The sequence below is a fragment of the Sulfolobales archaeon genome (genome assembly GCA_038897115.1).
Classification (GTDB): domain Archaea; phylum Thermoproteota; class Thermoprotei_A; order Sulfolobales; family AG1; genus AG1.
Genome location: JAWAXC010000030.1, coordinates 1 through 22,734, shown reverse-complemented (window position 1 = coordinate 22,734; position 22,734 = coordinate 1). Strand labels below are relative to the sequence as shown.

The following is a 22,734-nucleotide window of genomic DNA, read 5'->3' as shown; positions in this document are numbered from 1 at the left end:
TATGCCAATACTCTTGGCAGGTGTTAGGCTTGACATTTTTGCTGCATATTCTGGGGGATAGCCCAAGGATATTATATTGGCTATAGCTCTGTTCATTGTGAGTGTGCTCCCAGCTAGCTCGCCTGTGTTGGCTAGCCTGCATACCCCCCTCTCAACTATTACTTTTAATCCTCCTAGCTCGTATATGCCGTCTTGCATGCCTGTTGCAGCTATGGAATCTGTTATTAGAACAGCTCTTTCTGGGGATATATAGTCTATAATCATTTTGACAACGGCTCTGTGGAGGTGTATGAAGTCTGCTATCACTTCCACATATATATTTGGGGATTGGAGCATTGCAAGGGCTATTCCTGGGTCTCTATGGTGGAATCTCCTCATACTATTGAATATATGTGTAGCCTTGCTAACACCAAGCTCGATTGCTCTCAAAGCCTCTTCATAGCTTGCATTGCTATGCCCGGCACTCACAACTATACCATGCTCCCTCGCATAGGCTATAATACTCTCGGCACCCTCTAGCTCGGGTGCTATTGTTATCTGCCTCACAACACCTCTACAAGATTCAACAAGATCTCTGAACTCCCTTAGATCCGGGGAGCGTATATATAGCCTATTCTGGGCTCCAGCAGCCTCTGGATTTATATATGGACCTTCAAAGTGTATACCCAAGATCCTTGCTCCCTCAGCTTTTCCCCACATATCCATAGCCTCCCCAACAGATCTACACGCCTCTAGCAGAACCTCGTGTGGAGCTGTAACAGTTGTTGGTAGGAAGCCTGTAACACCATATTCAACATAGCGCCTGGCCATCTCAAGGATCTTCCCAGGATCCCTGTCTAATGTAGCATCCAGCCCTCTAACCCCATGTGTATGGGTATCTATAAAGCCTGGAAACACCGTGTAACCCTCTAGATCAACCTCAGATCCCAGATACCCAGCTGGGCTCCCCCTCCCCATATCGATAACGACACCGCCCTCAATCACTAGATATCCATTTTCAATAACACCTTCTGAGCTGACTATCCTACATCTCTTCAGGATTGTCTTATACATATAGCAATCCACATATAAAAAATCAACCAGAAATTAATATGAAAACCATGGAAAGCCCTAGCACCAACACTATAGGGATCAAATATGATAAAGCGAAATTCATATAGGAGATTCGTTCATGATATTTGATCTCCTATAGAGTTAGAGCTACCGAGGATCAGCTGAAAAATTATCATGGATATCACGGTGATCATCTGCAAAGTGCTGAGATATAATATGCTAGAATATTAGTTTAGCTTAGATAATGTTATTTGGGATAGTTGTTGGATAGGATCAGGGATTTAGAGATCTATATCTTAGGTGGCCGTGATAGCCCGGATCAGTGGGCTTCAGCGTCCCTAATCATAAGGGTTCTAAGTGATGATGGAGAGATCGGCTATGGCGAGGCTATCCCAACTAGGAGGGTTAACCAGGTGGTTAAGGCTTTCGAGGAGATCAAAGAGCTTGTAAAGGGTAGGGAAGTCTATGCCCTTCCCAAGCTTTATTGGGAGTGGTATAAGCATGAATACTATCTACCATTCTCCATAGAATCTGTTAGTGCATATAGCGCTTTTGATATAGCAATCTACGATCTATTGGGTAGGAGGCATGGCATGCCTATCTACATGTTGCTTGGAGGCCTTGCAAGGGATAAGATCAAGGTTTATGCAAATGCATGGTATAGAGATTGTGTCTCTCCAGAATGCTTTGCGGAAAAGGCCAAGAAGGCCGTTGCAATGGGTTTTAAAGCCCTTAAGTTCGACCCGTTTGGCCCATACTTTGACATAATAGATAGAAAAGGGCTTGATGAAGCTGTTGAGAGGGTTAGAGCTGTTAGGGAGGCTGTGGGTAGATATGTAGATCTATTGATCGAGTTCCACGGAAGATTCAACGTATCCTCAGCGATCTCTGCAATTAGAGAGCTAGAGCAGTTCGACCCACTATTCTATGAAGAGCCTATCCACCCAGAGAAGAATCTTGAGGGGCTGAGAAGGATAAGGATGGTAACTAGCAGGAGAATAGCTCTAGGCGAGAGGATCCTCTTTCCAGAGGATGCTGCAAGGCTCCTAAGAGATGGCTTGGTGGATGTGCTGCAGCCAGATATAACCAACTGCCTAGGTTTCACAGGGATTACAAGGATAAGAGCCCTAGCAGAGGTCTACTCAGCAGAGCTAGCTCCCCACAACGCTTTCGGCCCGATACAGCATGCAGCTACAATTCAGTTTGATGCAAACACCAATAACCTCCTGATCCAGGAGAGCTTCTATGAATTCTGGCCAGAGTGGAAGAGAAAACTTATAAAAGATCCATTTAAGATTGAGAGCGGATACCACCTAGTCCCAAGAAAACCAGGACTTGGAGTTGATGTTGACGACTCCATACTAAACGAGATGAGGATCCACGAGGTTAGAGCACCATATTCAGAGGAGCCTGTCTGGGTGGTTAAAAATACATGGAGAAGCTATATCGAGTGAGAGGCTCAACTCTTCACCCACCATGTCCTATGCCTCTATTTATTCATAGCTACTCTAGATCATTCTCTTCTCTATAGATTCCTCTAGATTATTGGCATCTGACCTCCTCCCCCTTCAATTCTATAGTAGATCACCATTGTCTCTCACATGGTTTAGCCCTGGGCCGGGTCTCCAGCCTATTACCCCTACCACCTCCCAGGGTCTCGGGGCTAAGGCTGTTAGCCCCCCATCTATGGCCATCTGAGGGCTTAGTTATCATGCTTAACTGCATCATCATCTAGCTATAGTGCTTGCATCAAGCATATAGGTATCAACAACATCCCCGCCCTAAAGGGCGAGGCTTTCAGCTGTAATGGCTAGAAATCTCATATAGGTCAAAGGCATATTAATGTCTTAATTTCAAAGTTGATGGTGGTTCTATTCCAAGTTTGTTTGCTAGATCCTGGAGATCTTTGAACGTCTCCTCATCTAATGGAATACCCCTCTCAATTCTCTCTCTATATGCTCTGTACTCAGGCTCCCCGGGTATGAGGGCTTCAAAGCCTTCCACGGTTGGGGTTGACTTTACCCTCTCTATATACTCCTCTATCTCCTCGAGATATTCGTTATACGGTCTGAAAATATCTATCTTTATAGCCATTATGGAAAAGCCTCCTTGCGAGAACCATCCCCTTTTCAGTTTAAGACTATAGCCTGCCCCGAGTACTATGCCGCAGAGTATATCTATAGCTAGGGCTAGGCCGAAGCCTTTATATCCTCCGAAGGGTAGCAATATCCCTTCGAGCGCCTCCCTGGGATCTGTTGTGATTCTCCCCTCCCTATTCATAGCCCAGCCCTCTGGTATCTTCTCCCCTTTCCTCGCAGCAACAAGGATCTTACCTCTAGCTGCTGCACTCATAGCCATATCAAGTATCACCGGAGGCCTAGATCTTGTTGGGAAGCCTATCGCAAGAGGGTTCGTACCGGTTATGGGCTGCTTACACCCTAGCGGCGCTATATTGGGTGCTGCATTAGCAGATGCAATACCAACAAGCCCGTTACTTGCGATTCTCTCAACATAATATGCTAGCATGCCAACATGGCTGAGATTCCTGGCACCAACAAATGCTATACCGCTACTCCTAGCCTTATCAATAGCTATCTCTGTAGCCTTCAACGCAACCACTTGGCCCAAACCATGATCTCCATCTATCAATGCGTAAGAGGATCCCTCAGCAACAACCTTAATCATAGGCCTAGGATTTATCTCACCCCTTAAAATACCATCCACATAGTATGGAAGCCTTATAATCCCGTGGGAATCAACACCCCTTAAATTAGCCCTCACAAGATGATCAGCAACTATTGAAGCATGCTCCCCCGAAACACCAGCCCTTGTTAGAGCGTTAAGAGCAAATCTATAGAGCTCATCAGCGCCCACATATACTGCCATCTTAAATCCACCACCGATTATATATAGCTGGAACTTTTTATGTAGCTAGGTTGTTTAAGCCCTTTCAAGGCTATGAGATAGGTATTTGATATATATTTACCTCTATGTTTTTCATACACTTGATTATTTCTTGAAAAGCCCATATGAGGGATCTGACACAGTAATATGTGGGAAGAGAAACACTAGTTTAGCTGGCGGCGCTTAGCCTTGGTGTCTGTGCTATCTCTGTCTTTTCCATGGCTTTTGCTTCTTTAAAAGCTATTGATCTCCATCTTCTCAGCGTCTGGGCTGAGAGGGTTACTGAGATGCTGCTCATAGCCATTGCAAATCCTGCTAGCTCTGGTCTTAGATAGATACCCGTGCTATATAGTGCTCCAGCTGCTATCGGTATTAAAACTATGTTGTATATGAATGCCCAGAAGAGGTTTTGATAGATCTTGTTTCTGATGGCTCTAACCAGTCTAAATAGATCTATAACTCCTCTGAGATCGTTTTTAACCAGGATCACATCCCCCGCCTCCCTGGCTATATCAGTACCCCCTCCCATCGCGATACCTAGATCAGCTTTGCTGAGTGATGCAGCATCGTTTATACCATCGCCAACCATTGCAACTCCCAGGCCCTCCCTCCTCATCCTATCGATTACATCCACCTTATCCTCTGGCGAGGCCTCCGCAACAACCTCATCGATACCTAGCCTCGATGCGACAACCCTTGCAGTAGCCTCTTTATCGCCTGTCAGCATAACAACTCTATAGCCTCTCTCGCGGAGATATCTGATAACCTCTGGAGCCTCTGGCCTTATCTCATCACCAACACCTATTACACCAGCTACTCTTCCATCTACAGCTACATATACCGCTGTATAGCCCATATCCATTATCTCCTGGGCAGCCTTTCTAGCATTGGAATTGAGATCTGCGTCAACGCCTCTCATGAGCTTCTCATTACCAACAGCTATGGTCTTGCCGCCGATCCATGCTATAACACCCTGCCCAGGTATATTCTCAAAGCTATCTGGATCCCTTATTCCGAGGCCCTTCTCGGATGCAGCATCAACTATAGCACTAGCTATTGGATGCTCGCTCCTCTTCTCAGCTATGGCTGCTAGCAATAGGATCTCATCCCCGCTGACCCCTTCCACAAGGCTAACAACCTTAACAACCCTCGGCCTTCCAATGGTTAGAGTGCCTGTCTTATCGAATACAATGGTTCTTATCCTAGGTATCTTATCAACAACCTCAGCACTCCTAACAAGCACACCGGCCTCAGCACCCTTCCCAAAGCCCGTGACTATCGCCGATGGGGTTGCCAGTCCAAGGGCGCAGGGGCATGCAATCACGAGCACCGCTGCTGCGAACATAAAGGCTAGCCCGAGGGGGGCGCCTGCGATTAAATACCAATATGTGAATGTAGTGATAGCTATAGCTATCACAGCCCATGTGAAGAACCCCGCTACCCTATCAACAATCCTCTGGATCCTCGGCTTGGAGTTCTGGGCTATCCTCACAAGCTTTATGATCTGCCCCAGCGTTGTGTCCTTCCCAACCCTGGTGGTGTAGATCTTTATAGATCCTCTTAGAAGCATTGTACCAGCAAATACAGCATCTCCAGGCGATTTCTCAACAGGGGTTGGCTCACCAGTCATCATAGATTCATCCACATATGCCCAGCCCTCCTTAACAACACCATCAACAGGGATCCTCTCGCCAGGCTTTACAACCACTATATCGCCAACCCTCACCCTATCTATGGGGACCTCTACCTCGGAGCCGTCTCTAACAACCCTTGCACTCCTAGCCTGGAGCTCCGCTAGCTTCTTAACAGCCTCGCCAGTCCTGGCCTTCAGCTTCGCCTCGAGATATCTTCCGAGGATTATGAAGGACATAACCACAGCTGAGGCCTCGTAGAACGGCTCACTACTAACCAGCCCTAGGGAGGATGCTATTGAGAATATATATGCAGAGTATGTACCCAAGATCACGAGGGCATCCATTCCTGGCGATAGATTGATGAAAGATCTTATAGCCGGTCTTAGGAACCTTAGAGAGCCTATCGCAAGGACTATTGTTGAGAGGGGCATACCTATAGCTAGATCTCTTAAGAGTCCCAAGCCCCATAGAGGGGGGCTATAGCCTAGGGATCCTGACATATAGTAGATTGCAAGGGCTAGTGAGAGGGGTAGGGTGATATAGGTGTATATCCTAAGCTTTCTCAGCTCCTCGGAAGCGATCTTCTGACCTATATCCTCAACCTCTGCCTCATGCTTCACCTCGCTGATCTCATAGCCAAGAGATCTTATCGCCTCTATAACACCCTCTTGAGAGATCTGGAGTGGGTTATAAACAACCTTAACAGATCTATCTATATGGCTTGCATAGACTTCTATAACACCCTCAACACCCTCTAAAGCCTGGATCAAGACCCTCTCATCATCATAGCTATTTAAATTCCTAATAATAGCTATAAGCTCCTCCCTATACACATCATAACCAGCCTTCCTAATCGCCTCAACTATATCCCTAGGCCTAACCCTAGAAGGATCATATCTAACCCTCGCCTCATCAGATGCTAGGCTCACCTCAGCCTCAACACCAAGCTTAGCTAGGCTCCTCTGAACAGTTATTGTGCATGTTGCGCAGTGCATACCAATAACCCTATATACCTCTTCCCTCACCATATAAGATCCCCCTAGCTGTAGATACCTATCCCAGCTCCTCAGCAGCCTAGTGCCTATGATGCCCAGGCATGCCCTGGGGTCCGTGCTTCAAATAATACTCTGGATTCTTCTCAAACTCAGCCTTGCACGCAGGAGAGCAGAAGTAATATACCTTACCCTTATAAACTGTTTTATGGACAGCCTTAGAAGGATCTACATCCATCCCACATACAGGGTCTATAGCCATTTGCTATGCACCACCCAGTTATATAACCCCTAGAAGACTTAAAAATGTTTTAGATCCCAGAGGATCTATAGCTATTGATGTTGAGCCACAATACTAGCTTCTACAACTTAAGAACTTGCTCCCCTCTATCGCCTTTATGTATTAATTAGCAAATCCTAGGGATCCTATCCTCTGGGGTTAGGAGTTAGAGATGTGTTTTTCAAGGCTAACTCGTAGAGCATATCCCTCAAAGCCTCTGCCCTCTTAGATGCCTCCTCCAGCTTGGCTGATATTTTACTCCACTCATCTGGAGCCTTCACCCCCACTAGCTTCTTTATCCTTGTATATGGTGATTCTCTGTGGAGAACCTCTAGGGGTTTTTCAACCCCATCCCTATCTCTATATAGAACCCTCGGCTGATCTATTACCTTGCCTATCACACCGCTCTCAACCCCCCTTGCTTTGAGCATCTTTCTAACCTCCTCTATAACATCCTCTCTAGCTATAACAACTATGCTATCGAGCGAGACCCCCAGGGGATCTATGTCTAGCTCCCTCAGCATTGAGAGGACATCGCTGTCGACCAGGCCTAGCACGGCATCTATATCTATAGTGAATCCCACCCCAGCTACCCTTGAGATCTCGTTTAGATCTCCTCTAAGCCCTCCATTTGTTACATCGAACATCGCGTGGATCTCCTCCATCAGATCACTGCTAATGATCTCTTTAAGGGCTGCGAGGGTGTTGAAGTTAATAGTCCTCAGAGCGATCGAGGGCTTCCCACCATATATAGCTGTAGTGGTTATAGTACCACCTCCAGCACCCATTGTCATAAGGATCAGATCCCCGGGCTTAGCATCCCTCCTAGCCTTAGGCCTCCTCCTCGATATTCCAACACACATAACTGTGCCAACAACTCTTCTGCCTATCACCATATCCCCACCGATCCTAAGCGTAGATCCACCAACTATTGGTGCCCCAAGATATTTTGACACGGCTGCAACACCAGCCTCTAGATCTAGTAGATATGCTGGATCCCCATCATCGCCGATCCTAAGATCCACGGTGAATAGTATTGGGAGAGCACCCTTCACCATCACATCCCTCGCAGCGGCCCTTGCAGCGTGGAAGCCAGCTAGCAGGGGGAAGTATGAGAGCCTACTATGGATCCCGTCGACAGCAGCTACAACCCATAGATCCCCCACCCTAACCCAGCCAGCATCATCGAACTCTATAGATGAATCTCGATCACCACCCCACCTAGCCACATCTATCAAGAGTCTGTGGAATAGAAAGTCCCCCGAGCCTCTAGAGCCTATCCCAACAGAGCCTGCCGAGGCCCCGATCTCCTTGGTGCAGAATATATCTCTATACTCCTCTCCACATGGTTTGAGAGATGTAAGGGTCTCATCATATACTGTTGCCGCGTATTTCACAGCATCGTCCCACGAGATGTTTTTATAAAATATAATCTGATCTACAAGCTTCCCCAGGATCTCCTCCCTGGAGAGCCCTATCTGGAGACCCCTTCTAACCACACCCTCTAAATCCGCCAATACAGCCCCAGCCTATGATGCTGCATCAGAGGCTATCAATTCAAGCATATAGAGATAAGATATCTAGGTTATAATCTCTCTAACCAGGGTCTCTGCTGTTCTCCTAACAGCTTCTCTACTAGACATGCTGGGCCTCCAACTAGTGGCCCTCTCGATCTTGGATATATCTAGCAGCATTAGCTTAACATCCCCAGGCCATCCCCTCCCATCTGGGGTGCTTGGTTTGAATATATATCTAACATTGCTAAGCCCCATAGCTTTGATCACCTCATCTGCTATCTCTATCACCGAGACCCAGTCTCTATTACCTATGTTATAGACCTCCTCTCTAAGATCCTCGCCGAGGATCTTGTTAAAAGCGGCGATCGATGCTTCAACTGCGTCATAAACATGTAGATAGCTCTTCCTCTGAGAACCATCCCCAAGGATTTCCAGAGACTCCTTATTACCTATAAGCTTTATTATAAAATCATATATAACCCCGTGCCCCAGCCTAGGGCCAACTATGTTCGCATATCTAAGCACAAGGCATTTAATCCCATATAGCCTCGAGTATGTCTGGCACAGCATCTCGCCAGCAGCCTTGGTAGCACCATAAACACTTATAGGCTTTATAGGGTGGCTCTCCGGTGTTGGGATAGCCTCTGGATCTCCATATACCGTGCTGCTAGATGCAAACACAAACACCCTGGCACCAGCTCTCCTCGAGGCCTCAAGCACATTCATAGTTGCTGTGAGATTCTGGTGGTAATGCTCCAGAGGCTCCCTAGCCGAGTGCCTAACCTCGGGGTTTGCGGCTAGATGGAAAACAGCGTCTACACCAGAGAGATCGTTGATCCATGTGGAGGGCTCGAGCAGATCAGCCCTAACAAACCTAAACAACGGGTTGCCGATGGCATTAGAAAGGTTTTTAAGCCTGCCTGTGGATAGGTTATCAATTCCTATTACTCCATAGCCTATGCTGAGTAGCCTCTCCACAAGGAAGCTACCTATAAATCCAGCAGCCCCTGTAACCAGGATCTTCAGCCTGTACACCCCATAGCTCTATATATGGAGGTGCATATAATATACATAGATCTACTGTTAACCTAACACATAGCCCTTCTAATCCTATATACAACGAGCTCCTCGAAAAATAGCCTAGACCTCCTCACAACCTCTAGCCCATAGCATAGCTTCCTAGCCTCCTCCTCAAAGTACTCTAGATCGCCTAGACTGGATAGAACCATATATATAACACCCCCATCCCTTAGGACCTCTGCCAATCCCCTCAGAAGATCGAGAGCTACGGAGACCCCCTTATAACCACCACTCCATGAATAGCCAAGCCAATCGCTCCTCTCATCTACAGGGAGATATGGTGGGTTTATAGCAACAAAATCTATGACCCCGCTCCTCAGACAGCTGGCACCGCTACACTGTATAACCATAGCCCCGGCATTATTGTCTCCCCTGAGATTCTCCTTAGCAACTAAAACAGCGCATGGGCTTATATCTATAGCAATAATATCAACCAAAACCCCCAGACCTCTTAACAGATCGCTAATCACCTTAGCAATATATCCACTACCAGTACCTAGATCTAGAATGATTCGAGCTCTCCTAAGGAGATCTGCCTCTGCAACTAGGGAATCAGCTAGCAAGAAAGTATCATGAGAAGGCCTATACACATTAGCCACAGGATCCTCGCACCTATAGACCTCCATCAAGAAGCACACCACCTATAGATATTAACTCTAGCTTTTCATTCAACTAACCTCCCTATCTAATTATTTTAAAAGACGCCCCCTTAGATCAATGGATAGTAGTCTCAAACTCCTTTCCTTATCATTTTCATGATAAGTTAATATATTAACTTTTATTTTTACCATGTGCAAAATATATAAGAGCTCTACTTTCATCCAGCACTCAATAAACATATTTGAAAGATAGAGCAACCATATATGAGGGATTTGAATATAGATATTTGGTGATATAATGCCGAGAGATCCTGTATGCGGCGCAGAAGTACCAGAGAATATAGAGTTTAGAGTGGAGTATAGGGGTAAGACATACTACTTCTGCTGTGAACACTGCATGAATGCATTTAAGAGGAATCCAGAGAGATATGTATCTAAGGCTGGGTGAAGAGCTTCTTGTCCTGCTGCGATATATATGGAGAATCCAATATTAGGTATGAGATAGCGGTAAGCGATGTTACATGCCACGCCTGTGTGGAGAGGATTCGAAAAGCAATATCCTCTCTAGTGGGAGTCTCGATATATGACTTTAAGGCAGACTATAGGGCGAGGACATGTACCCTCTATATAATATCGGATAAAGACATATCGTGGGAAGAGGTTGAAAAAGCATTGCTCAAAGCATCTGAGGGTACACCACATAACTATAAAATTATATCTTTTAAAAAGGCTTGAACTATATGGGGTTAGCTGAATGACTAAGGCTTTGCCTAGGGGATCCCTTATATGTCCTGTCTGCAAATGCTCCCTTCAGAGGTTGGCTCTGATGAGAGGAAAATTATGCTAAAGATGAGGGATATAGAAAATAGCTTTCCCTCGATCACGCTAAATGATCAAAAATATTTTTCTGCTGCCGTGGATGTAGAGATAGATTCTTTGAGAATCCTGAGAGATATATTAAGGAATATCGAGAGATTGTTGTATGCCCCGTATGTTTGGCTGAGAGGGCTAGAGATAGTGCGAGGAAGATCCTTTATGGGGGGCTTGAGATATATTTCTGCGGCTGCCCACATTGTGAAGAGGCCTTTATGAGGGACCCTAGGAGGTTTATTGAGGAGGTTAATGAATAAATAAGATCTACAGCTCTCCTTTATGCTTTAAGGCGAAGTATGCTTCAGCGCACTTTTTATTGGTGAAAATAAGTATTGTGTGTCCGCTTCTTACTATATATGGCTTCCCCACTATGGGTGCTCCACAGAATCTGCATCTATATGTTACAACTCCTCTGACCTTTTCACTTGGCTCCCAAGCCCTTTCAATTGCTATGTTATCGACTATATAGATCTCTACTGATGTTGCTCCCCTCTTCCTCATATCCTCAGCCATGATCTCTGCGTCCAGCACGTTGGGAATCCTGGCTATTACGAAGCCCTCGCCCCTGCTGCTTGAATAGTAGACCCTTTCAACAGATCTATTGCCCTCTAAACCCCCAATAATCTCATCAAGACCCTCACCACGGAATTTAATAACCACTGTATATACACCGAGGGCCTCGGTATCTATGGTTGCTGAACAACCCCTCAAAATGCCTGAGGATATTAGATATCTAATCCTCCTCCTCGTTGAAGGAACGCTAAGACCTATCATCTTAGCCAGCTTGTTAATCTCTATATTACAATCCCTAGCAAGGATCCTCAGGATCTCGAGATCCACAGCATCTAACCTCCTCTTCAGCCTCCTCAAAGTACCCCCAAATACATTGGCATAGAAGAATAATAATGAATGCGAAGCAGATGTTGAAGATCCAAAAATACATGTAATTAACCCCTCTAATGCTTTTAACCCTATAATCAGCTAGATCCACTTTATAAGCTAGATAAGCAATAATATAATAGAGCAAACCTGATCTACCATAGAATAGAGCGACAGTATAACTGAAAGCCTGTCGTCCTTTAGGGCGGTGATGGATATTTATATTACCCAGAAACGATCCTTGAAACTCGGTAGCCAATACCCTCGATTGCATCCTTAATCTTCTCTATATCATATCCCTTCATATCAAGGATCTCTACTAACCCGCTCTTCCAATCCACGCTCTTCACCAGAATACCCAGATTTTCTAGAGCCGCCCTCACCGCAACGGCGCAGCCTTCGCAGCTCATCCCCTCAACTAGTAGGATAGCCCCGCCTCTAACCGGTGTTGATGGTACTTCCATCCTAAAAGATCTACTAAGCTCCTCTAGTCTCCTCTCAACCGATCCTCCCGGTTTCTCGGATAAAATGCTATGGATAAGATCTGCTAGATATTCTCTACAGCATTTCCCACTTGGATTTGTTATTGGGCACCATCTACCTGTACCAGCTCTGGTGAATTTCTGTATATCCTCTAAGGAGTCACAGCATTTCTTAACCATGATCTCCTCTCTAATCACGGACTCAGTTACCGAGAGACAATAACATACAGGCCTATCCCCTGGAGGCTCTTTATGGAAAACTCTTGTTTTTACTTCATCCCTTAAAAAATAAACGCCTAGATCATTGTTATAATAGACAATAGAACACTTAGGATTGCTGCAAAACCAAAACCACTCGGATCTCAGAAGCCTCCACAGGGACGAATCAACATGATTCGATACAGTAACCTTCATAACCATATGCCCTTTAGATCCACATGCTGGGCATATATCCCTTGTTCCAATGCCCTCCTTTGCCAGCTTTAGAAAAAGTTCCGATACAGGAAAAGATCTCCCTAAGACGCTTCTTAGCTCCAACCACTCACCTCTACATATGTATTATTCAAAAATATATTTTACATATAGTAATTGTTAATAATAGAATTACCTCAGAAAGAAAATAATTCCTAAGATAATTATTGTTAGCTTAACTAATATCTTAGATACGATGAAAAGTGTGAGAAATTAATGAAGCAATATAGATACTTAGTTTATAATGAATAGCAATTACGATTGAAAATCCCGTCCTTCAAGAAGGGAAGGAGGTCAGAATATAGAAGATTTCATTTAGGTTTTATATACCGGGCCTGATTTCGATATAAACTTAATCTTTAATAAAATAATCACTAATAGAAGAGATGTTATTACCATGTTCATATAGATCCATACACCATACCCTAGGAGCTTAGATAGCTCGGGAGCTATTAGGAAGATTAGGGGAGGCCCTGCACAGCATCCAGAAGTCGATAGTATGGATAGGGCTATCACACATATCCCGAGTTCCCAGGCTTTCAGGTGATATGATGCTGTGAGTATTGATGCCATGTTAATAACTACTAGGAGATCTATCATAATTGCCAGCTTGATAATAAATAGAACGATTATCGGTTGAACTAACACGTATATCGTTGGAATAGGGATAAAACCTATGTATATGTCAAACCCTAGATCGTATGTAGGTATTATTATTGATCTTGAGAGGGTCGCGTATATAGTGATAGACACTATTGATGCCACCAATCTCGATCTACCGGGATTTAAAAACCTAGCCTTAAAAAGCTCGTACACCCTCACGGCTTCAACGCCTTCTCTATCGCGCTGGCTATATCGCTTACCCTCGCATACCCCCCTGGCTCTGCCCTATATACCTCTCTCCCGTTTCTATCGAGCACGATAACCGCGTCTATATATCTCAGCCCCAGGGCCTTCAAGATCTTTGCATCGCTGTCCAGCACGATCTTCCATCTAGGGTCTCCGAACCTCTCCACAAAGCTTTTAAGGGATTCCGGCGTATCTGGCTGGGGAGCACCTGCCAGGCTATACTGCTTTGAGAGCTCCCTTATAAGCCCCTCGCTCCACACACCTATCACCACTACAGAGATGTTGTCACCGAATTGCTTAACCGCCTCCCTAACGCTCATAAGGGCTACTGCGCAGGTGCCACACCAGGTTGCAACTGCAACTAATACCCGTGGCTTGCCGCCTGCATCGCCTAAGGATAGCTCCTCGCCATCTATAGTTCTGACCACAAGGCCTTTGAGATCATATGTCCCAGCAACCTGAGCCGGTGGAATCGCTAAAGGCTGCCCAGACTGCTGGATCCCTAGAATGCCTGTGGCTAGGAGTAATAGGGGGATGCCGCAGCATGCTAGGAGGACTATGATAGATATGTAGAGCCCTATTCTTCTTCGACCGCCCTTTCTATCCCTCCCACCACCCCTTATGCTCTTAGCCTTTGCCATCTAGCCTCAACCTCATATTCATATTACTCGGTATGCCAGCCCTGCTCAGCCTCTTATATAGATATATGAGGTTTGCAAGGAGAACTATAGATGCCATTGCCTGGAAAAATATGCCATATGTTCTTAGCAGCGCAATGCCTCCCCAGAGGCCTAGGGAGCCTAGCATCGCTATTAAAAGGCCTCCCCCGCAGCATGTGAAGATCCCTAGAGATGCTGGGATCACCGAGCCAGCCAACACCCCAGCTGATCTCCCTACTCTGATGCCACAACACCCAGGGTTTGTGGCAGCCCTTATAATAGCGCCTATGTTGAGGCCTATCAAGGCTGAGTTAACTGCTATGAAGATTGCTGCTAGAGGCGATATACTTATAACTATGTTTCCAATAACCAATAGGTATATGGTGTTAATAATATATGGATCTCTATATGCCTCATACACATAAAAACCAGAGCCTAGATACCCACCATATACCTCTACGAAAGAAACAATGCCCGTAGATATCATGTAGAGGAGGGAGAACAGGATTGCTGAGAAGATCGCTATAACCCCTATTCTCCAATCCCCGATCACTGTTCTGATGAATCTCAGCAGCATTTAGATCCCCAAGATTTTAACCAGTATATACATAATATGTTTTAGAGAAAATAGAGGTGAATATTATTTTCACCTAGTGGAAATAGATATGCAGATCCCTGGTTGGGGAGGCATGTGCTTATCACTAGCAGGTGTTAATACGATGGATATCAGGTGAGGGGAAATCTATTTTCATTTTGTGAAAATATATCTATGAACCATTTCTCTAAATATGAATAAGCATTATAGGATATGGATATATTGTGGGAGAATGGGCTGCTGCGATCTACACATAGGATCTACCCCGGCTATGGGATCTTTTGCTGGTGAGAAGAAATATGATCTAGTGGTTATAGGGGGAGGTGCTGCTGGCTTCGCCGCAGTCGTTAAATATCGAGAGCTCATGGGATATGATAAGAGGATTGCAATGGTTACCAGAGGCCCTATCGGTGGTACATGTGTTAATGTTGGATGCGTACCATCTAAATATCTAATCGAGACTGCTAAGGTTTCTAAGCTGCATAGGATCTACTCTGCAAGGGGTGTTGAGATCCCAAGCCCCAAGATCTATTTCCCAAATGTGATTAAGAGCCTTAGAAGCTTTATCGAGGATATGAGGAGGGAGAAGTATGAGAAGCTCTTGGAGCATTACAACGTGGATCTCTATATAGGCTCTGCGAGGTTTAAATCGCCCAACAGAGTATTAGTCTCCTCAGCAGATGGAGATATAGATATATATGGTGAGTACTTCATAGTAGCAACAGGATCTAGCCCCTCGATACCCAGGATAGAGGGGCTCAGCGAAATACCCTATCACACCAGCGACACTATATGGAGCATTGAGGAGCTGCCTGGGAAGATGCTTGTTATAGGCTCGGGAGCCATTGGATTAGAGCTTGCCCAGGCATTCTCTAGACTCGGCTCTGAGGTCGATGTAGTCGAGATCCTAGATAGACCTCTCCCAGGAGTAGAGCCCGAGATCTCTAAGGCCCTAGCAGAGATCCTCTCTGAGGAGGGTGTGAAGATATATACAAAGTCGAAGGTAGCTGGTTTCAGCAGAAAAGGGTCTAGAGCTGTTGCTAAGATCCTATCGCCTAGAGGGAGTATTGAGGAGGAATACGATGCTGTGCTCATATCAACTGGGAGGAGACCAAATACAGAGGGGCTGGGGCTGGAACTAGCTGGTGTGGATCTAGATAGCAGGGGTTTTATAAGGGTCTCAATGGATCTGAGAACATCTAACCCAAGGATCTATGCTGCGGGCGATGTAGCAGGGACGCCAAAGCCAGCCTTTCTAGAGACGCTCGCGGCAAAGGAGGGGGCTGTCGCGGCTAAGAATATAGCGGTTGGCTCTAAGGAATCTATAGACTATGAGACAACACCTGTCGTAGTATTCACAGACCCCGAGGTAGCATATGTGGGCTCAACGGAGCAGAGGCTTGTAGAGTCGCTTGGCATGTGCTCATGCAGGGTTGTGGGCTTCAAGCTAACAGCCAGATCAGGTATAATGGGCGTTGAACATGGTCTAGCAAAAATAGTTATAGATCCTAGGAGCAACACGATAGCAGGGATCCACGTGCTAGCGCCCCACGCCTCGGAATTCATAGTAGCGGCTTCCCTCATGATCAAACATAGATATAGAATCGAGGATCTCGTAGAAACAATCCATGTATTCCCAACAGCATACGAGGTAGTAAAGCTAGCAGCACAAGCATTCATAAGAGACGTTGGGAGAATGCCCTGCTGCGTTGAATAGCTATGACCCCTTCCCCGCCCTGAAGGGCGGGGTTTTGCTGGGGTCTCGGGCGTTACCCCCCTTTATGGGGGCTACTAACTAGTGAATAGATTGGGGGCTTAAAAATCTAACCCCGCCTTCAAAGGCGAGGTTTGCCAACTATTTTATATCACCAGTCTATAAGGATGGAGAAGGTGCTAAACAGGCCAAAACAAACGATCATACCTAAATCATAGCCTTAGGTTGCTGTTTTTAGTTTCATATATGTTTATGGTTGTTGATATTAATTATGTTCAGCCCTTAGTGCTATGAGATATGCAAATGCCATATATATCAAACCCCTATAATCTGATGCTTATAAGCTTTGTAGCCAGCTGTGTAGCTAAAGGGCATTTATAATTAACAAGCAATAGAAAGCAGGTAGAGATAGCTAGGAAGTTAGGTGTTAAAGCCCTATTAGTCTGATCCTCCACACCACAAAGGAAGGATATATAGCTACTAACCCCCTATCCTGAAAAGAACAAGACTTTTCAGATACATGATCTCGAGGTTCTTCACCTTTGCTAGGGCTATGAATAGCGAATCATATATTGTGATCCTATTCTCACATGCTATTTTAAATGCTTCGAGGATATAGCCATCATGTTTCTCCACTGGAAAGGACGTGCCCTCAACGATATCCCTTAGGATCTCAGCTGCTATCTTATACTCCATCTCTCCCTTTACAACTGAAAGCCTCGCTCTTTAGGGCGGGGATGTTGTTAATGCTTATAATCTTTGATGTAAGTACAATAGCTAGATGATGATGCGATTAAGCATGGCAGCCAAGCCCCCGGATGATCATAGATGGGGGCTAGCAACAATAGCCCCGAGTCCCCGAGAGGGGATAGGGGTAACCGGCCGGAGACCCGGCCCAGGGCTAAACCAGGCGAGAGCTTGGGATGTAGCCCAAACCTCCCCGCCCTAGGGGGAACCCTCACCCTTCAGAGCGGGGAGGAGGTCAGAACTTTTTTCCATAGAGCGTTTGCAACCTCCTTAACCGCTAGATCTAGGGTTATAACCCCATCTCTCATTAGATCCCTAACCCTATCCCACCCCTCCTCACGGGAGAAGTACTTGATTAATGAAGATGGGTCAATGACTCTCACGATCCTCCCTCACCGATGCCTCTGAAAATCCCTTTTCACTGGGTATAACATTTGCTAGAATAGCATCCCACTTCTCAATATATCTTCTTATCTTCACCTTCCAAGCAAGCTCCTCTAAAAACCTCCTAACCTCCTCTCCTATATCAATTCCACTCTCCTCTAACAATCTCTTAACCTCCTCACGAACTCTAACACTAATAACAACACTCATAGACACCACCGTATACATATATCGTATACAGATATATGAACACCAGAGGCATAGGGAGAGCTACATAGATACCTCTGTAGTGGTTGGAATCCATCTAGCGAGCTGATGTTGAAACTGGTTAGTTGGAAGATCCATATATCTATCATATATATCTACCTCCAACAAAAGAGTTCAAGATATAGTATGATCCAGATAACGTTGTTACAGCAGATGTCAATGAGAATAACATTACTCTAGCCGTTTTAATTAATAGAAAGCTACATGAAATCTATAGAATCGAGGCTAGTATTGGTAAAATAGCTATAGCATACTCAGAAGAGGAATAAGGATAACTATGGGTAGATCTACTAGTAGGGATAGATAGGTTAGGAAAGCACTTAAAAGCTCTGAGAGAGAGGAAAGAGGACATCATATATAAAACCGCCGGGATTATCGAGGAGATCGCTAGAAGATATAACGCATTCGTAGTTATTGGAAACGCTCATAAGGATAAGAATAGAATAGCTAACAAAGCTGGTAAGAATCTGAGGCATAGGATCCACCAGTGGTGCGTCTCAAAATTTGGAGAGATATTGAACAGTAAACCTAACATATTGTTAAGGAATCCGAAGCCTACTCCTCCTCTAGAGATCTGTTTGACAGGAAGCCTATTAAGATTAATATGCCCTCTGCGATTCACATAGTGTTGAAAGGGGTAGAGAGGTAAAAGTAATAAGGATATAGCTAAGACTGGAAAGACTAGGCAATGGTTTAATCATGGATAGAGGTGTGATCGGAGTTATTAATATTGGGTTTGAGATACCTCTCCACATTTAGGAGTCCCATAAGGTGTAGGAGAAGCTATTGAATCCGCATAGAGGGCTAGCTCTAATCACAGAAGTAAAGCTAGGGAAAAATAACTAGAAGTATCGTGAGAGGGGAAACGCTTAGACAGGTTTCATCGCCCAACTATGTACTTGTCCTCTACTCATTCAAGATAGCCCTAACCTATATCCTACCCTTAATAGAAAATAACAAGCGAAGAGACGCCAGCTATTGTCTAGAGGGATGGTTTTCGAGGGATAGGGGATTGTTAGGGCCCGCTGTAGTGTATTACCTTCATATATTCCCCAACAACGGGATCTGGTCCTAGCTCCTCGAGCACTTTGTTAGCTGCATCTTCCCATGTATAGTTTTCTGTGAGGACTAGGCTTAGGATCTTCTCTAATGCTTTATCCATATAATCGACTCTCACTACACTCTCGAATCCTATATAATATGTTAGTCCCTTCAATGCAAGTACATCTGCAATATCCCTGGTATAGAGTGAGAAGCAGCTTGCAGCTATAACAACGGAACCCCTGCAGAATAGTCCTCCAAGCTTTTCATAGAAGAACTTCGGGAGCACAGCTAGATAGGCCTTGGTAGAGTTATATGGAAAGGCCCTAGTGGCGGTGCCATTCAGCTTGAACCCCATATACTCATCCCTCCACTCAAGGCCTGTGAAAAGACCGTTGAACCTTATATCCCTACCCCCAACAACCACATCAGCCTTCCCCCCATGTGTCCTCAAGATAACTATTGAATATTCATTTAACCTCGAATAGAGCTCCGGAGTGACCTCCACACCCCTTTTAATATCGACAGAATATCCAGCCCTCCTGAGAAGATCTGAGAGTCTCTGGATAAGGGGCTCATTTGGATAATCTAGAGACAGGCTATCAGCTATTAAAGCCCTCTTGGGAAGTGAGGAGCAATCGGGTCTAGAGGCGAGGAGTCTAATGGTATTCTCTCTAGCTATGAATTCAGATAGGGTTTGGAATGATATATACTGGGTTAAAAGTATAATTAGAGATATAGATGCTATTAAATAATATATGAACTTTTTACCCTTTCTCCTACCCACAGCTATGGGCCCCATATCATTACATCAAGAGCTAATATATAGGTTGATCAAAACAACTTCTAGAAAATAACTAGGTGTAGCTATGATACCAAAGATCCTAGGTGTTTCCTAGCTAACGTATTAAAATTTTAGAGTCAAACACTAATAGCTTCTAATCTTTAAATGGAAGCTTAGTAATTCGTCTAGTCATTGGGATGGTATTTACGATCTTCTTTGCATCGACTCTATCTAGATCTATTTCATATACCTCTGTTGTTGAATATATTAATTTACTATCATCGATGCATACTATCCCTGTTGTTCCATATGTCGGTGGCGGGAGCCTCAACCCTATTTTAATCCATGTTCTACCATGATCCTCGGATATCCTCAGAGGCTCGGTACTCATTACATGTCCAGCAACCTTTGATCCGCATGACTCTAGTGCGTGGAAATAGCCGTCAGATCCGCTTGATAATACAAAGCTATTGAGATCCTCTGTGTAATATACTCCTGAAGCAGTGGCTATGAGAAGCCTTCTCTCTAGGGATAGCAGGTTATGTTGATCATGGCTAAAGTCTAGGGGAGCCATTGATGAGAGATCATGTCCAGCCAGTATATTGCCAACCTCGACAGATGCCGCAAATCTATCCATAAAAATAGATATATCGGTGATATGTGGAGGCCCATGGGGAAACCACCAGCCTAGCTTGCTAGCATATACTCTGTAATCAGCTAGAAGCTCTGCATTATCCTCTCTAACGATATATAGCATAGGCCCCTCTACAGATGCTACCAATAGATCATTCCATACGTATAGCCTCCAGCAGGGTGCATCAATAACCCTTATAACCCTATCACCAAGGATCCTTAGAACACCTGCATCGCTGGAACATATATAGAGTTCATCATTATATATCTTAGCATCATAGATAGTATATCCCTCACAACATATCCTATATATCCTCCCCTCCCTGAGCTCATATAAACCATCATCAGTCCCTATAACAATTCTTCCAGACAAATATACTCACATCCAGATGTTTTATCCTAGGGAGGCTATAAAGCCATATATTCGATCCATAGTACATGTTAGAATAGCTATGATACTATTACTCCTTTTCCCACCGACTCATTCCTGTACCTCTGATCCAGTAGATCTGCTTCTCATATATATAGCTAATGAAAGAATCAAGGTGATGGCTAGAGCAGCCATTGCTGGATAATCCAGCGGATGGCCATATACAAAACTCCTTATAATATATAGTATTACAACTGAAAGCCTCGCCTCTTTAGGGCGGGGATGGCGAAATGCTTATAAGCTTTGCTCCATAATCCTTTTGGGCCTCGGCGGGCTAACTCCATCTGCTATAACACTCCTATCTCTATGCCCGCAGGGGCCGAGCGTGATATCTTGATCAGAGCTGTGATGCTGAGACTACTGCCAGATGAGGTGGCTGAGGAGGGGCTGAGGAAACTATGTGATATATCTTCGAAGCTCTGGAACGAGGTTAACTATGCTAGGAGGAGAATGTTCTTCGAAACCAAAAGAGTAGATCTTAAGCAAACATATAAGGAGTTCTACGAGAGGTATAAGAAGCTAATCGGGTCTGCAACAACACAGCAGGTTCTGAATAAGAACGATGAGGCTTGGAGAGGCTTCCTCTCATCTTTGAAGGCTAAGAGGGAGGGTAGGCTACCACCATTTATAACAAGGGTTAATCCGCCTGGTTATAGGAAGAGGGGGAAGATCAGAATATTGTGGAGTGTCCTTAGAAATGATCAATATAGGGTTGATGGTGGATATATCGTGATAAAGGGCTTAGGTGCTATTGGATCTATAAGGGTTAGATACTCTGGGAAGATACATATAGCTGGGAGGCAGGGTAGGGCTGAGATACACTACGACCATGATGAGGAGAAATGGTATATATACGTATCATATGAGGTTGATAGAAAGGTGATCAGGGGTAGTAGCTTTAGGATCCCACTTAAGCTTAATGGAGATAAAGAGGCTGGCATTGATATAGGCATCAATAACCTCTTAGCCGTCTATGTTGATGATGGGTCTGCCTTATTGGTTAATGGGAGGCCTTTGAAGGCTATTAGCTTCTACTGGAGGGATAAGATCTCTAGCTATCAAAGCACCTTGAATAGATATGGTCTTAGGTCTTCTAAGAGGCTTGGGAGGATGTATAAGAGGTGGAGGAAACAGATCAAAAGCTATATTGACTGGGCTGTGAGGAACACAATAGAATGGCTATATAATGAAGGTGTTAAAAGAATATTTATTGGTCATCCGAAATATGCTTCTCAAGAGCCTAATAAGGGTTCTAAGGTTAACTTTGAGATCGTCCATATATGGAGCTATGGATATCTATTGAGAAGGCTTAGAGATGTTGCTGAGGAATACGGGATAGAGGTTGAGCATGTTGATGAGGAAAACACCTCGAGAACATGCCCAATATGCAGAACTATAGAGAATCACGAGAGAATATCAAGAGGGCTACTCAAATGCTACAAGCATAACATCGCATTCAACGCAGACCTCGTAGGAGCATTCAACATACTAGCTAAAAAGAAGGCCATAACCCCGAGCCCCGCACTATACGGGGTAGGGGTAACACGCCTAAGACCAGGCGAGAGGCTAAACCAGGCGAGAGCCTGGGATGTAGCCCAAACCTCCCCGCCCTAGGGGGAACCCTCACCCTTCAGGGCGGGGAGGAGGTCAGATCACCCCTCCCCATGATATCAATGTCTATTATAGATGCTAGTGTTAGGAGGATCGAGTCGAGTGTTGATAGAGCCGCGGCCCACACGGCGAGGGCTAGGGCTACAACAAGCGATTCGGGGAGTAGTGTGGTCATGATCATCGGTGTTATCGCGTTAGGATCTTTTGTATCGAATCTAGCTATGCCAGAAGCTCCTAGGCCGGCTACCACCATTGA

The 22,734-nt window shown here is 45.0% G+C and carries 25 protein-coding genes; 7 read left to right on the top strand and 18 right to left on the bottom strand.

The annotated features are described in order from the left end of the window. Window positions 1-1,053 (bottom strand): N-acetylglucosamine-6-phosphate deacetylase (gene nagA, locus QXE01_05515; GenBank protein ID MEM4970693.1); only part of this gene is annotated, 1,053 nt, incomplete at its 3' end. A 263-nt stretch (window positions 1,054-1,316) separates the two neighbouring features. Between nagA and QXE01_05510 the strand changes: the two genes are divergently transcribed. After that, complete coding sequence (locus tag QXE01_05510) at window positions 1,317-2,507, top strand: mandelate racemase/muconate lactonizing enzyme family protein (protein MEM4970692.1); 1,191 nt, start codon at window positions 1,317-1,319, stop codon at window positions 2,505-2,507. A 385-nt stretch (window positions 2,508-2,892) separates the two neighbouring features. On the opposite strand, the gene QXE01_05505 is transcribed toward QXE01_05510, so the two are convergent. From QXE01_05505 to QXE01_05480, 6 genes are all read right to left on the bottom strand, one after another. After that, complete coding sequence (locus QXE01_05505; GenBank protein ID MEM4970691.1) at window positions 2,893-3,939, bottom strand: Ldh family oxidoreductase; 1,047 nt, start codon at window positions 3,937-3,939, stop codon at window positions 2,893-2,895. Window positions 3,940-4,126: 187 nt separating this feature from the next. Further along, complete coding sequence (locus QXE01_05500; protein ID MEM4970690.1) at window positions 4,127-6,619, bottom strand: copper-translocating P-type ATPase; 2,493 nt, start codon at window positions 6,617-6,619, stop codon at window positions 4,127-4,129. 46 nt (window positions 6,620-6,665) lie between these two features. Continuing rightward, window positions 6,666-6,845, bottom strand: coding sequence for a YHS domain-containing protein (locus QXE01_05495; GenBank protein MEM4970689.1), 180 nt, complete (start codon window positions 6,843-6,845; stop codon window positions 6,666-6,668). Window positions 6,846-7,009: 164 nt separating this feature from the next. Next, entirely contained in the window at window positions 7,010-8,380 is a 1,371-nt protein-coding gene (locus QXE01_05490; protein ID MEM4970688.1) for an AIR synthase-related protein, read from the bottom strand. 63 nt (window positions 8,381-8,443) lie between these two features. Beyond that, the gene (locus tag QXE01_05485; protein ID MEM4970687.1) at window positions 8,444-9,415 is read right to left on the bottom strand and encodes an NAD-dependent epimerase/dehydratase family protein; all 972 of its coding nucleotides are present in this window, start codon (window positions 9,413-9,415) and stop codon (window positions 8,444-8,446) included. A gap of 53 nt (window positions 9,416-9,468) precedes the next feature. After that, entirely contained in the window at window positions 9,469-10,086 is a 618-nt protein-coding gene (locus QXE01_05480; GenBank protein MEM4970686.1) for a methyltransferase, read from the bottom strand. A 271-nt stretch (window positions 10,087-10,357) separates the two neighbouring features. Between QXE01_05480 and QXE01_05475 the strand changes: the two genes are divergently transcribed. The 3 genes from QXE01_05475 to QXE01_05465 all read left to right on the top strand — a co-directional run bounded on the left by QXE01_05475 (window position 10,358) and on the right by QXE01_05465 (window position 11,189). After that, entirely contained in the window at window positions 10,358-10,507 is a 150-nt protein-coding gene (locus QXE01_05475; protein ID MEM4970685.1) for a YHS domain-containing protein, read from the top strand. Window positions 10,508-10,515: 8 nt separating this feature from the next. Next, a complete protein-coding gene (locus tag QXE01_05470) occupies window positions 10,516-10,794 on the top strand; it encodes a heavy metal-associated domain-containing protein (GenBank protein ID MEM4970684.1) in 279 nt (92 codons plus the stop codon). 260 nt (window positions 10,795-11,054) lie between these two features. Then, window positions 11,055-11,189: a hypothetical protein gene (locus tag QXE01_05465; GenBank protein ID MEM4970683.1), complete on the top strand. Its 135-nt coding sequence runs from the start codon at window positions 11,055-11,057 to the stop codon at window positions 11,187-11,189. A 7-nt stretch (window positions 11,190-11,196) separates the two neighbouring features. Here the strand turns inward: QXE01_05465 and QXE01_05460 are convergent, their stop codons facing one another. The 5 genes from QXE01_05460 to QXE01_05440 form a co-directional block, all read right to left on the bottom strand. Further along, window positions 11,197-11,802, bottom strand: a complete 606-nt coding sequence (locus QXE01_05460) for an Lrp/AsnC family transcriptional regulator (GenBank protein MEM4970682.1) — start codon at window positions 11,800-11,802, stop codon at window positions 11,197-11,199. 233 nt (window positions 11,803-12,035) lie between these two features. Next, window positions 12,036-12,830, bottom strand: coding sequence for a (2Fe-2S)-binding protein (locus QXE01_05455; GenBank protein MEM4970681.1), 795 nt, complete (start codon window positions 12,828-12,830; stop codon window positions 12,036-12,038). A gap of 249 nt (window positions 12,831-13,079) precedes the next feature. Continuing rightward, complete coding sequence (locus QXE01_05450; protein MEM4970680.1) at window positions 13,080-13,517, bottom strand: hypothetical protein; 438 nt, start codon at window positions 13,515-13,517, stop codon at window positions 13,080-13,082. A gap of 65 nt (window positions 13,518-13,582) precedes the next feature. After that, window positions 13,583-14,254 (bottom strand): TlpA disulfide reductase family protein, encoded by a 672-nt coding sequence (locus tag QXE01_05445; protein ID MEM4970679.1) that lies wholly within the window; start codon window positions 14,252-14,254, stop codon window positions 13,583-13,585. Then, window positions 14,241-14,849 carry a hypothetical protein gene (locus QXE01_05440; GenBank protein ID MEM4970678.1) on the bottom strand — a complete coding sequence of 203 codons (609 nt, stop codon included), beginning with the start codon at window positions 14,847-14,849 and terminating at the stop codon, window positions 14,241-14,243. The genes QXE01_05445 and QXE01_05440 overlap by 14 nt, the downstream gene beginning before the upstream one ends. A 250-nt stretch (window positions 14,850-15,099) precedes the next feature. On the opposite strand from QXE01_05440, the gene merA reads away from it, so the two are divergent. Continuing rightward, a complete protein-coding gene (gene merA / locus QXE01_05435; protein MEM4970677.1) occupies window positions 15,100-16,584 on the top strand; it encodes a mercury(II) reductase in 1,485 nt (494 codons plus the stop codon). 477 nt (window positions 16,585-17,061) lie between these two features. Here merA and QXE01_05430 read toward each other — a convergent pair whose 3' ends face one another. Continuing rightward, window positions 17,062-17,277: a hypothetical protein gene (locus tag QXE01_05430; protein ID MEM4970676.1), complete on the bottom strand. Its 216-nt coding sequence runs from the start codon at window positions 17,275-17,277 to the stop codon at window positions 17,062-17,064. A gap of 103 nt (window positions 17,278-17,380) precedes the next feature. Here QXE01_05430 and QXE01_05425 point away from each other — a divergent pair, with 103 nt between their 5' ends. After that, window positions 17,381-17,530, top strand: a complete 150-nt coding sequence (locus QXE01_05425; GenBank protein MEM4970675.1) for a hypothetical protein — start codon at window positions 17,381-17,383, stop codon at window positions 17,528-17,530. Window positions 17,531-17,546: 16 nt separating this feature from the next. Here QXE01_05425 and QXE01_05420 read toward each other — a convergent pair whose 3' ends face one another. The 4 genes from QXE01_05420 to QXE01_05405 form a co-directional block, all read right to left on the bottom strand. Then, window positions 17,547-17,711, bottom strand: a complete 165-nt coding sequence (locus tag QXE01_05420; protein MEM4970674.1) for a type II toxin-antitoxin system VapC family toxin — start codon at window positions 17,709-17,711, stop codon at window positions 17,547-17,549. Further along, complete coding sequence (locus tag QXE01_05415; protein MEM4970673.1) at window positions 17,698-17,922, bottom strand: VapB-type antitoxin; 225 nt, start codon at window positions 17,920-17,922, stop codon at window positions 17,698-17,700. The genes QXE01_05420 and QXE01_05415 overlap by 14 nt, the downstream gene beginning before the upstream one ends. A 1,072-nt stretch (window positions 17,923-18,994) precedes the next feature. Beyond that, window positions 18,995-19,822, bottom strand: a complete 828-nt coding sequence (locus QXE01_05410; protein ID MEM4970672.1) for a hypothetical protein — start codon at window positions 19,820-19,822, stop codon at window positions 18,995-18,997. A 136-nt stretch (window positions 19,823-19,958) separates the two neighbouring features. Then, the gene (locus QXE01_05405) at window positions 19,959-20,810 is read right to left on the bottom strand and encodes a hypothetical protein (protein ID MEM4970671.1); all 852 of its coding nucleotides are present in this window, start codon (window positions 20,808-20,810) and stop codon (window positions 19,959-19,961) included. Window positions 20,811-21,200: 390 nt separating this feature from the next. Between QXE01_05405 and QXE01_05400 the strand changes: the two genes are divergently transcribed. Then, window positions 21,201-22,481, top strand: a complete 1,281-nt coding sequence (locus QXE01_05400) for a transposase (protein ID MEM4970670.1) — start codon at window positions 21,201-21,203, stop codon at window positions 22,479-22,481. A gap of 16 nt (window positions 22,482-22,497) precedes the next feature. Here QXE01_05400 and QXE01_05395 read toward each other — a convergent pair. Further along, window positions 22,498-22,734 (bottom strand): hypothetical protein (locus QXE01_05395; protein ID MEM4970669.1); only part of this gene is annotated, 237 nt, incomplete at its 5' end.

What these genes read in the sequence shown, in the direction of transcription:
- QXE01_05430 (MEM4970676.1), bottom strand. Translation starts at nt 17,277, where the DNA reads ATGGAGTATAAGATAGCAGCTGAGATCCTAAGGGATATCGTTGAGGGC.
- QXE01_05410 (MEM4970672.1), bottom strand. Translation starts at nt 19,822, where the DNA reads ATGGGGCCCATAGCTGTGGGTAGGAGAAAGGGTAAAAAGTTCATATAT.
- QXE01_05505 (MEM4970691.1), bottom strand. Translation starts at nt 3,939, where the DNA reads ATGGCAGTATATGTGGGCGCTGATGAGCTCTATAGATTTGCTCTTAAC.
- merA (MEM4970677.1), top strand. Translation starts at nt 15,100, where the DNA reads ATGGGCTGCTGCGATCTACACATAGGATCTACCCCGGCTATGGGATCT.
- QXE01_05500 (MEM4970690.1), bottom strand. Translation starts at nt 6,619, where the DNA reads ATGGTGAGGGAAGAGGTATATAGGGTTATTGGTATGCACTGCGCAACA.
- QXE01_05440 (MEM4970678.1), bottom strand. Translation starts at nt 14,849, where the DNA reads ATGCTGCTGAGATTCATCAGAACAGTGATCGGGGATTGGAGAATAGGG.
- QXE01_05445 (MEM4970679.1), bottom strand. Translation starts at nt 14,254, where the DNA reads ATGGCAAAGGCTAAGAGCATAAGGGGTGGTGGGAGGGATAGAAAGGGC.
- QXE01_05495 (MEM4970689.1), bottom strand. Translation starts at nt 6,845, where the DNA reads ATGGCTATAGACCCTGTATGTGGGATGGATGTAGATCCTTCTAAGGCT.
- QXE01_05475 (MEM4970685.1), top strand. Translation starts at nt 10,358, where the DNA reads ATGCCGAGAGATCCTGTATGCGGCGCAGAAGTACCAGAGAATATAGAG.
- QXE01_05415 (MEM4970673.1), bottom strand. Translation starts at nt 17,922, where the DNA reads ATGAGTGTTGTTATTAGTGTTAGAGTTCGTGAGGAGGTTAAGAGATTG.
- QXE01_05425 (MEM4970675.1), top strand. Translation starts at nt 17,381, where the DNA reads ATGGCAGCCAAGCCCCCGGATGATCATAGATGGGGGCTAGCAACAATA.
- QXE01_05480 (MEM4970686.1), bottom strand. Translation starts at nt 10,086, where the DNA reads ATGGAGGTCTATAGGTGCGAGGATCCTGTGGCTAATGTGTATAGGCCT.